Annotated in this window: 7 protein-coding genes, 1 tRNA gene and 1 pseudogene; 7 read left to right on the top strand and 2 right to left on the bottom strand. The window is 47.8% G+C overall.

Translation table 11 applies throughout. From position 1 onward, the window contains the following. The first annotated feature begins 154 nt into the window (after positions 1–154). On the top strand, positions 155–619 hold the full coding sequence (locus tag QZ383_RS03070; RefSeq protein WP_291442910.1) for a DinB family protein: 465 nt from the start codon (positions 155–157) through the stop codon (positions 617–619). Positions 620–769: 150 nt separating this feature from the next. Continuing rightward, a complete protein-coding gene (locus tag QZ383_RS03065) occupies positions 770–1237 on the top strand; it encodes a hypothetical protein (protein ID WP_291442909.1) in 468 nt (155 codons plus the stop codon). Positions 1238–1298: 61 nt separating this feature from the next. Here the strand turns inward: QZ383_RS03065 and QZ383_RS03060 are convergent. Next, positions 1299–1375, bottom strand: a tRNA-Pro gene (locus QZ383_RS03060). 281 nt (positions 1376–1656) lie between these two features. Here QZ383_RS03060 and QZ383_RS03055 point away from each other — a divergent pair. The 4 genes and pseudogenes from QZ383_RS03055 (at position 1657) to QZ383_RS14465 (ending at position 6403) form a co-directional block, all read left to right on the top strand. Further along, a complete protein-coding gene (locus tag QZ383_RS03055; RefSeq protein WP_291442908.1) occupies positions 1657–2013 on the top strand; it encodes a DUF488 family protein in 357 nt (118 codons plus the stop codon). A gap of 80 nt (positions 2014–2093) precedes the next feature. Further along, entirely contained in the window at positions 2094–3098 is a 1005-nt protein-coding gene (locus QZ383_RS03050) for a hypothetical protein (protein WP_291442906.1), read from the top strand. Positions 3099–3237: 139 nt separating this feature from the next. Continuing rightward, positions 3238–3471: an ASKHA domain-containing protein gene (locus tag QZ383_RS14470; RefSeq protein ID WP_365860894.1), complete on the top strand. Its 234-nt coding sequence runs from the start codon at positions 3238–3240 to the stop codon at positions 3469–3471. Between the two features lie 400 nt (positions 3472–3871). Further along, positions 3872–6403 (top strand): annotated as a pseudogene (locus tag QZ383_RS14465) (methyl-accepting chemotaxis protein). A gap of 85 nt (positions 6404–6488) precedes the next feature. On the opposite strand, the gene QZ383_RS03040 reads toward QZ383_RS14465, so the two are convergent. Further along, the gene (locus QZ383_RS03040) at positions 6489–8108 is read right to left on the bottom strand and encodes a diguanylate cyclase (RefSeq protein WP_291442904.1); all 1620 of its coding nucleotides are present in this window, start codon (positions 8106–8108) and stop codon (positions 6489–6491) included. Positions 8109–9120: 1012 nt separating this feature from the next. On the opposite strand from QZ383_RS03040, the gene QZ383_RS03035 reads away from it, so the two are divergent. Continuing rightward, positions 9121–10665 (top strand): methyl-accepting chemotaxis protein, encoded by a 1545-nt coding sequence (locus QZ383_RS03035; protein ID WP_291442902.1) that lies wholly within the window; start codon positions 9121–9123, stop codon positions 10663–10665. Positions 10666–10792: the final 127 nt, after the last annotated feature.

The following is a 10792-nucleotide window of genomic DNA, read 5'->3' as shown; positions in this document are numbered from 1 at the left end:
AGAGCCTTACAGGCGCATATGAAAAACCCCCGGCTAAGCCGGGGGATATTTATTTATGTGTTGTTGCCGCAATAACCACGCTTGGCTTCGGTTGACCACATCGATGGATAAATAATATAAAGTATCTTGTCGCAACCCTGTCACTGGAGATGTCATGGACCTGAAGAAAGGACAAAACATAATTGATGTCTTTGATGCGCTGTTACAGTCTACAGATCCAGCCCTCGCGCATGTGCGGGTGGCGGCAGACGCATGGACGCTTACGGAAATTGTCGGCCATCTTGTGGATTCTGCTGCCAACAACCATCAGCGGTTTGCCCGCTTGATATCGGGCAACCTTGAACAGTTTCCCCCATATGACGCGGAAATATTTGTGACTGTTCAGCAGTATGACGGCTGTGATTTTGCAGAAATGGCAAAGTTCTGGCGGCAATATAACTGGATGCTCATGCACATAATGCGGGCAATACCCGCCACGGCCCTTGAGAATATGTGGCAGCGCCCGGATGGGGCAAAGTCTCTACGGACTCTTGTTGAAGGCTACTTTGAGCATATAGAGATGCACACAGGCCAGTATCGCGAGCGCTTGCAGCGGGTAACGACTCATATTTTAAGTTAGAAACAGGAATTAGCGGTAAAATATCAAATTTTTCATCTGGTTCTGAAATTTAATAAAGTTCATGAAGGCATGAAGTTCATTACAATCTCAGACAGGAATGAACTGAGTTGAATATTCAAAAGCTCACTATTTCCCTTGCAGGTATTGCCTATGATGAATCTGTCGGATTTTGGAATTCTTATTTCTGCTATAGGTGGTGTAATTGTTATATATGAAAAAATTTTTGAAAAACGAGACAAATTTATCATTAAGTTTGATTCTTATCGTCCAGAAATGGATGATAGAGATGCAATGTTTATAGTTAGTAAAAGCTTTCGACCTATCTCCATAAGAAACTATGGCTTTATAAAAGAGGATGGACAGTTTGAGTCAATCCCTTGGATTGGTGAATGCGCGTCAGAATGCGACAACTATGATATTGAAATAAGAGGCACATTAGAGAATATGGAGTATAATCAAATTTGCGAAATTAAATGCCGCACTGGGGGGCGTCTTGTAGGTGCTTTTGCAATAGGATCTACTCAGAATTTTCCGAAATTCGCATTTGGGCTGAATGTTAATCCTGTTAAAAGACTATGGATTCGCTTAAAAATTTATGGAGTTACATATTTTGAATAGAGCTTCATCGCCACAAACGAGAAAAGGGAATTCATGTTTCCATGAATTCCCTTTAAATCTCTGGTCGGGATGAAAGGATTTGAACCTTCGACCCCTTGAACCCCATTCAAGTGCGCTCCCAGGCTGCGCTACATCCCGACGCGAAAGGTGTATCTACGCGGAACCGCCGGGTCTGTCAACTTTTATAATCATTCCAGGATTTTTCATTTAACCGCGGCGCAGAGCGCCGCAAATCCACGGCACACCACCATAATCTCCCAACTACACTCCCAATGCGGGCATCCTTGCCCAAACCTCTTTCCATCCATCCGCTTGCGGGCGAAGGAATCTACCGAGTAAGTCACTGGCTATTTTGACTTGCATTGTCCCTCACGCTGCGCAATTTTAGAAAAGCCGTCACTCCAACAGGATTACCTGCCATGAACATCATTTTGCGCCGCGTATACACACACGATGCCGAGCCAGCAGGAATACGGGTTCTTGTGGACAGGCTGTGGCCCCGGGGGATTTCCAAAAGCGCAGCCCTGTGGGATGTGTGGCTTAAAGATATCGCCCCATCAGACAACCTGCGCAAGTGGTTTGCCCACGATGAAGCCAAATGGCCAGAATTCAAGGAGCGCTATTTCGCCGAGCTTGATGCCGCCCCGGCTGTAGTTGGGCAGATGCTGACCATCCTTCGCCAGAATCCGACCGTGATACTGCTCTACGCCGCTAAAGCTACAGAAATAAATAATGCTGTGGCGTTGAAAGAATATCTCAAAAAAATGGATGTTTGATGTTCGAGAAAATTATCAATGAGAAATAATTCTATAACTAACTATTTTTATAATATTTTTTAGTATGGAGATTTATTGTTATGAACAGGCAAGATAAGAAAAGATTATTGGAACATATTTTTCTGGCTGTGCTTGAAGCGTTCAGCAGGCCAAATCAGCATGAACCTCAGCTAGTTGCGAATCTGGTTTGGTATCTGCCATATTTTATCAACAGGCTTTCCCTTTCTAATGGTAACGCTGTGAAAACTGGTGGCGTATTCGTGCATGCACAGCCATTTGTGAAGGTAGATAATTTTCCTGAGGCAAGGCCACAGTCTGTAGAACTTGGTGATCTCCTGTTGTTACGGACAGCATACCTGAATGGCCAGCCGCAAGATCACCGTGCAATGCTCTTGCAGGCCAAAAAAGTGGATAGAATCCCGACACTTCCGGATAATAAAAATCAGCATCATCTCTATGCGAATTGGCCCATATTTGAATACACGCGCGCGTCACGACATTTGAATGGAAAACGAAGACACCTACAAGGGCCAGATTTATACAATGCGGCTAAATATTTACTAATATCCACAGAGAATACAGATCAATGCGAAGAGTGTCATACTTGTTCTGAAAGATTCCACAATAGATATTTTTGCCGTCATCAACTATTGACTGCACATCCATCATTACCCATCCTATCGCATTATTACTGTTTTGCAACTGATTTGCTTAATTTCATCCTTGGAACCTCTGGCAAGTCGTACAACACAGATGTTCACAATGCTGAAACAGGCTGGAATAAAGTCATTCAAGACCTTACTGCGATCACTGCACATAAACATTCTGCTTTTATGGGAAGAGCATCACAGGATGACTCTGAAGAACGCGGATCAGGCAGCAGCACTTTTTTTGTGTCTGGCGAAGTAGAATCACAATCCCGCTTGTTTGAACTGGGGGTGACTACTGAGGGAAGCAGTCTATCTGGCCGTAATGTTCCACCAGATGTACCTGGCAGGGAATACCTTGATGACAATGACAATGGCGGCGGCGTTTCTGTGCTAGAATTTGCAGTACATATGGAGCGCACGGATCACACTGAGTAAAATCACCTATGCCAGCTCTAAACAAAAAATTGGCCTCTGCCCTAAGTTTTAGAGCAATCATTTGCATTCAGGACAATTAGCTTACAGTTCTCCTAACTTGGCCATCAGGATGGGGCTATGAAAGCCTCATTTTTTCAGGTTGGAAGAATCCCCTTGCGGCAAGAGCCCCACGGCCTGCGGCATCATCCCCCAATGCCTTGAAGACCGGGTGCACTTTCTTGGCAACACATCACGCTCAGGCACCTGTATGGCGCTTGCATCGCATCATGCACGCAAAGCAATGGAGGAGCTTTCTCAAAAAAATGACTATATTGAATTGAGCACAAGGCCCGGCTACAACAGGCTGTTTGCAGCCAGCATGCGTTTTTCATAAACACACGCAATCATTACATCATGGTAATATCAATCGCATAATAACCTCTCGCCGATAACCATATCACTTTGAAAAATCATTTAAAAAAATTAATCTTACAGCCCAACGCGTCATGCTACTGCATTTGATCAAAAATATGCCAGGGCACTACTGCTTGCAGAACATATACAACTTGGGATAAAAGAATACAGCAAGTTTACATACGATTTGCCACTCCAGAGCTCCTCCCCCCGGAGTTGGGTGAACTTTATTGGACCTGATGCGGCGGTGTGCACAATTATAGGTGTTACAGTGCGCCAGAGCGTCTGTGCCAATAAGTCGTTCTCTGCTCCTCCCCCCTTTCAGGGCAGATTAAAGAACAGTTCAAAAAACGCTGTGCAACAAGATACGTACGCGCTCAATGTACGATTCTGCCTGTTCCGCGTTTTTTGCACTTGATGCCCAACTGTTCTGCCAGTGCTTATCCACAAGGCAGAATGGTGTGGTTACTTTACTCTGGAGCACCGTTATCATGGCCTTAAGAAACATCAAACTTTCCGGGAAGTTGACGTCTATTGGAATAGCCTTTGTATTGCCTCTGGGCGTTTTGCTTTACATCTCTGTATCCAACATCAATTCGCAAATATCTTTCAGCAGTCTGGAAACCCAGGGTAACTCTTTCCAACGCCCGTTGGAACATCTGCTGGAGTATCTGCCAAAAGCAACACAGCCAGATGGCCAGCGCAAGGTTGATCAGGCATTTGCCGAACTTGAGGCGGCAAACAGGCTGCATGGATCTGACCTGCAATTCACCGCTGATGGCTTGAATGCTCGTGGTCGCTCCCACCTTTTTCCAGATGCTATTGCAGGCCGGTGGGAGCAACTGAAAAGCAGGCAGAATGATGCCGCCGCGTTCAAAGAGGGTCTTGCCCAGTTGCTGGAAGATGTTTCGGGCATGATTACTCACTGCGGCGATACCTCGAACCTGATTCTTGATCCGGATCTGGACAGCTACTACACAATGGATATGACCCTGCTCACGCTGCCCCAGACCCAGCGTAGAATCGCGTCGATCCTTGATTTTGGCAACGCGACCCTGCTCGGATCCCAACTTGGAGAAACCGAACGGCGCCAGTTCCACACGTTTGCTGCAATGCTCCAGGAGTCCGACTATTCCCGCATTCTGGCTGACACACAGACGGCCCTGAACGAAGACCCCAATTTCTATGGAGTCAGCCCTACGCTTGCGCCCAAGCTTAAGGCGGCGCTTGAAAGCTATAAAGCGGCCACGGAACCTTTTATTGCAATGCTCAACAGCATTTCGGCTGGGGCAGCAATATCTCAACGTGAGTTTATGACCACAGGCGAAAAGGCATTTGATGCAACCTTTCGCTACTGGGAGGTGTGCGCCGCTGAGTTGGATGTGTTACTTGCTGTGCGCATCGATGATTATAAAACAAAACGCGTAACCATGCTGTTGGCAACGGGCTTTGCGCTGGTACTGGCCTCGCTGGTGGCATATCTGGTGGGTCGCGGCATTACGCGCACTATCAGGGGCATGGTGGCGTATAGCAACGCGGTTGCGGCGGGCAACCTCCACGCAATTCTTAAGGCTGACGGCAGCACCGCCGAACTTAATCAACTGAAAAAAGACCTTGAAGCGATGGTGACGGCACTCAAGGAAAAGCTTGGATTTGTGCAGGGAATACTCGGCGGCGTTGCCACCCCCTGCCTGGTGGTTAACCAGGAAGGCCGCATCACATATCTGAATCAGCTCTTGTGTGATTTTCTGGCTATGGAACAAAGGGCCGATACGCACTTTGAAGCTCATGTAACAAATTTTTTCCGCCACAATCCAGAAATATCAGGCGACATACTCACCGCGCTCAAAGAAAAACAGGCAAACCCTGGCCGCACACTTGAAGGTCACGATGCAAAAGGCAAAGCATTTTTCATAAAACTTGATGCCACCCCCATATATGATCCGGCAGCAGCGTTTATTGGTTGTTTTGTCCAGTTTACAGTCCTCACAGAGCTCCGGGAACAGGAGGAAAAACTGCTCACATCAAACAGGATTATTTGCGAAACAGCTGAACAGGCCGGATCCATTGCCGGGGAGGTTTCAACGGCAGCAGCGGAGCTTTCAACGGTTGTAGAGCAAACGAGCAAGGGCATGAACACCTTGCACGTCCGCACGGCTGAGGCAGCTGTGGCCATCAGGCAGATGAACGCCTCCGTTGTGGAAATTGCCCAAAATGCCTCCGACGCAAGCCTGCAGGCAGACAAAACCATGCAGCAGGCCAAGAAAGGTGCGGCTACGGTGCAACAGTCTGTCGCAGCAATTGGCCGCGTGAAGGGGCAAACAGACATTTTGAAGAAAGACATCAGCGGCCTTGGCGATCAGGTGGCCGACATCGGGCAGATCATGAATGTCATTACCGATATTGCCGATCAGACCAACCTTCTGGCTTTGAACGCCGCAATCGAGGCAGCCTGAGCTGGTGAGGCTGGACGCGGATTTGCTGTAGTTGCCGATGAGGTCAGAAAGCTTGCAGAAAAAACCATGAGGGCAACTGCGGAAGTCAGCTCTGCCATAACCGCCATTCAATCTGGCGCTGGCAAGGCTGCTGAAGGCATGGGAGATGCCGCTTTAGCCGTGCACGAAGCAACGCAACTGGCGGACCAATCCGGCGTGGCATTGCATGAAATTCTGGAACTGGCTGGTTTAACCACTGATCAGGTGCGCTCCATTGCGACCGCTGTTGAAGAACAGTCGGCAACAAGTGAAGAAATACACCATGTGTTGAATGAAGTCAGCGGGGTGGCAGATCAAACAACCAGCGGAATGGAACGGTCTGTAACTGCGGTGGAACAGCTCGCATTCCAGGCGGGGGCGCTCGACAAACTTATTCAAAAAATCAGCGGCAAAACCTGCCTGCCATCCGGCGCTTAATCTGCAAAAACGCAGTATGGCTGATCAACAAAAGGGTTGGCCTGATTGGCGTAACGTTCCACAATGCGCAGCTGTGCTTGCCGTCTTAGCCTGCAACTACCACGGTATCACGCCCTGCTTCCTTGGCGGCATAGAGGGCCTTGTCTGCCCGGATCAGCATGACGGCCAGCGATGCCTCGGCGGATTCTGGCGATTCGGCCATGTCCGCCATATCTGCGCTCAGCGCCACGCCTATGCTTATTGTTACCAAAAGCTCGTTGCCGTCATGCCGCAAGGGATTCGCTGACACCGCATGCCGTATGCGGTGGGCAAGCTCTTCGCCTTGCCGGGCGTCCGTGCAGGCAACAAGAACCACAAACTCCTCGCCACCATAACGCGCAAGGAGGTCCGCACTGCGCACGCTGGCATTGATTATCCTCGCAGTGTGCTGCAACACCATATCGCCTACATTGTGCCCAAAGGTGTCGTTGATACTTTTGAAATGGTCAATATCAAGCATCAGGCAAGCGCACTGTTGGCCTGCTGAATACGTTTTTTTAAGAAATTCCGTGCCCATTGCCTGCAAAAAACGGCGGTTGTGCAGGCCAGTGAGCGCATCTTTCTGGCTCACGGCCTCGGCCTTTTTGATCTGCCTGGCGACCCTGAAACTCATTACAGTAAATGCGTCAAACAGAATTTTGAGTTCGTTGGGCATATTTTGCTGGTCACACAACTGCCCTGTTGCCTCGTAATTATTTTTGCGCAACTCAAGCGCATAGGCCGTTAGCTCCTCAAGTGGAGCTTCAATACTGCGGGAAAAACGCAGCATCAGTGGCATCATGAGCAATATGGCGCACAACGATCCAAGGCCGACAAAAATTGTAAGCCAGCGATATCCTGCCAGGATTTCATCAACTGACCGAAAATACACCAGCCGCCATCCACCATTCCCGACAGCAACAGAAGCGCCGAGCATGCGCACGCCCTGATCGTTCACAAAACTCTGACCTGATTCGTCAAGTTGCATAAGTTGCAAGGGGAGTTGCTTTGCAGCATCGTCTGCGTTGCTTGCAACTGCCCTGTGGGGAGCAAGGATGTTTCCTTGGGCATCGCACAGTATCAGGCCCATCTTGTCAGGAACAAAAGACCCATGCAGCCAAGCGTCCAGATCGCCCACGAAAATGGACAGAAATACGACTCCGTCAAACTCCCCGGCCTGGTTAGTCACAGGCATTGAAAACATGCACACGGGTTTGCCGGAAACCCGCCCATTGATTCCTGTAGTAATTGCACTGCGGCCCATCATTGCTTGCTTAAAATAATACCTGTCTCCGCCGTACAAACCTGGTTTGCCCATAGAATCAATTTCTGAAATGCCCTGTGCATTGACAAATACCGCTGCTGCAATGCCCGTGTGGCTTTCATCGTAATCGCTAAATTCTTTTGCAGCACTCTCCATATCTGATCTGTGCGCTTTAATAACCTTTGTCAAAAATGAAACATCCTGAAAGCATACGTTCACATAGGCTTCAATTGTATTTTTATTTTGGCCCAGGATTTCGGCAAGCTGTTTTTTTTCATGCTCGATAAGGCGTTCTTGCTGAAAAAAAACAAAAAAAAGTGCCGCAATGGTGATTGGAATGCAGACAATGGCAATGGTATAGGCGCGAATACGTCCCCTGATCGTATCAAATCGAAAGATACTCATAAGTCTATGTCTGTTCATGACCATCTCGCTGCCTGTCAGATTTTTCTTTTTTTGCCTGCCTGAAATCATTAGCAATATCCATTCCAATACTTTTTTGTTTCATGCCACGATAATGGCAAAAAATCATATATGCCTAGTACGATGTCCATCGAAAGCAATTAAAATAAATCTTAACAATACAATTACAGTAAGAAATTAGTGTTGTTATATGAGTTATAACCATAGAAATTGTCATGAATCAAGACATGCGCCTATACTTTGAGACAGACTCAAAGGAATTTTCTTATCGGATAAAATTTTTTTCATGTTTACGCCTAATTATGCATTCAAAAAAAGAGTTCAAAAAAAATTATTACGCGGTATCTATTCTTCAAAATATTCTAAAAGTATGAATCACAATTTTAAAAGATATTTTTAGAACAGCAAGCCCTATGAACGCTATCAAGATAGCAGCAATCAATTCAAAAACAAGATAATCATATTTTTATTATAGCGCACTGCACTGTAAAAACAATAGGATCAACATTACTACAGTAAATTGTATCACTCTTTATAAAGCAAGTATTATCTGGTATCATATTTATTAACATTTGTTCGTTTCATGAACGTCAGCATGTGAAAAAAATATTTATATTTATGAAATATAAACATTGTAACATAAATTCCGAAAATAAAATTGCAGCCCTACTACCATTGATACCGCTGTTTGCTGCAAAACAATAAATAGCAAGCGCTTGTTGCGACATGTCTTGTCAGCATGTTGCGCTGTGCTCAGCCCAGATATGTCACTACAATTGCCTAAGGAGCCGTTTTGATCAGCCAGATACTGCATACGTTGCGTGGAAAATTTATCCTCACTATTTCGGTTGGGGCCATAGCCATGGCCGGGCTATTTTGCTTTTCTTTGCAGGCAATTAACAATATTGAAATCAAATATGCCCACACCCGCGATACCGCCATCGCAGGCAGGATTATTGCCCTGGAAATAACGAAAAATATAAATTATTTTAGCAGATTAACTAGAAACATCATGCTTGGCAGCAATATTGATAAAGACCTCAAGCAAATAGACACAGCCATTGCCGCCGTCAAAAAGCACTTTGCGACACTCTCCTCCCTCAAGCTGCCCGCAGACTCCAAAGCTTTGACGGATAAAGCTCATGAGGCGGCCATTGCATTCATGAACAATGGGCAGAGCCTCGTTGCTCCCTTAAAGGATATGCCCGCGGACCAACGCTACCTCACCTACAAGACATATGAAAAAGAAGCCACGCCCTATGCCGTGGCATTCCGCGAACATTTTGAAAAATTTGACGCAAATATTACCGCCCTTGCTGAAACAGCCATGGCCGAAATGAATGATGACATCGCATCGCGGCGCACCCTGATGTGGATCGAATTTATTTTTGCCATATGTCTTGTGTATTGCGCAGGATATTTCCTGACAAACAGAGACCTGCGCGCCATGCGCCAATGTGTGTCTTTTGCCTCTACCCTTGGCGCCCAGCAGTCAGATGAACGTCTCGCTGCCGAAAATTTTGCCAGCCTGAGCACCCTGGCTCTCGCGCTGAACAGCACCGCAGACAATCTGGCTGCTTACCGCAGGGCTTCTTCCACCGCTCAGGCTGAAGCTGAGCATGACCGCGAAGAAGCCAGAAAAGCCCTTGCAGAAGCCCAAAAGGCGCAAGCTCTAGCAGAGAACGCCAAAAGCCAAGGGATGCTCCACGCTGCCAGCCAGCTGGAACATGTGGTTGAAATTGTCTCCAGTGCTTCGCAGGATCTTGCGGTTAAGATAGACCAATCCCGTAGCGGAGCTGACGATCAGTCTGGCCGCGTGCGCGAAACCGCCACGGCCATGGAGCAAATGAATGCCACCGTGCGCGAAGTTGCCCAAAATGCGCAGCAGGCCGCCGGCATTGCAGATCAGACCCGGCAACAGGCTCTGGAGGGCTCACAGATTGTCAACGATGCGGTCAAGGGCATTGAGTCGGTGCACACGCAATCGCTTGCCATACGCCAGGATATGGACGTGTTGGGCAAACAGGCCGAAAGTATCGGGCAGGTGATGGGCGTTATTGCCGACATTGCCGACCAGACCAACCTGCTTGCGCTCAACGCCGCCATAGAAGCCGCCCGGGCGGGCGATGCCGGGCGCGGTTTTGCCGTTGTTGCGGATGAAGTGCGCAAACTGGCGGAAAAAACCATGTCTGCCACTCAGGAGGTGGGCCGTGCCATTGGCGATATTCAGGCCGGAACGCGGAAAAATATCGTGAATGTGGAACAGAGCGCCAGCGCCATTGAAGAGGCTACCAAACTTTCCATTCGCTCCGGCGATTCGCTTAAGCAGATTCTTGAGCTTGTTCATTTGGTAAATGATCAGGTTCAGGCCATTGCCGCTGCAAGCGAACAACAATCTGCCGCCAGTGAGGAGATCAACAAGTCTGTTGAGCAGGTTGCAACCATTTCTGCCGAAACGGCTCAGACAATGGAAAATGCAGCGCATGCCGTTGATGGCCTTGCGCAGCAGGCGCAGGTGTTGCAAGGGCTAATCCGCGACATGAAAAATCAGGGCTGAAGCTCCTGAGTGTAATCTTTCATTGCGAAAGGCCGTCCATCACCGGGCGGCCTTTTTGCGTCAGTGCAGCAAATATTACGCACTCACATCCCGCAGATTTTGAAATCAATAAGCAATATTTTTACGC

Source organism: Desulfovibrio sp. (assembly GCF_019422935.1).
In the GTDB taxonomy this organism is placed as follows: Bacteria; Desulfobacterota; Desulfovibrionia; order Desulfovibrionales; family Desulfovibrionaceae; genus Desulfovibrio.
This window is presented reverse-complemented; position numbering and strand designations above follow the sequence as displayed.

Excerpts from the sequence above, each read along its gene's own strand:
- QZ383_RS03070 (WP_291442910.1), top strand. The coding sequence starts at position 155 with ATGGACCTGAAGAAAGGACAAAACATAATTGATGTCTTTGATGCGCTG.
- QZ383_RS03065 (WP_291442909.1), top strand. The coding sequence starts at position 770 with ATGATGAATCTGTCGGATTTTGGAATTCTTATTTCTGCTATAGGTGGT.
- QZ383_RS03055 (WP_291442908.1), top strand. The coding sequence starts at position 1,657 with ATGAACATCATTTTGCGCCGCGTATACACACACGATGCCGAGCCAGCA.
- QZ383_RS03050 (WP_291442906.1), top strand. The coding sequence starts at position 2,094 with ATGAACAGGCAAGATAAGAAAAGATTATTGGAACATATTTTTCTGGCT.
- QZ383_RS03040 (WP_291442904.1), bottom strand. The coding sequence starts at position 8,108 with ATGAACAGACATAGACTTATGAGTATCTTTCGATTTGATACGATCAGG.
- QZ383_RS03035 (WP_291442902.1), top strand. The coding sequence starts at position 9,121 with ATGCTTGGCAGCAATATTGATAAAGACCTCAAGCAAATAGACACAGCC.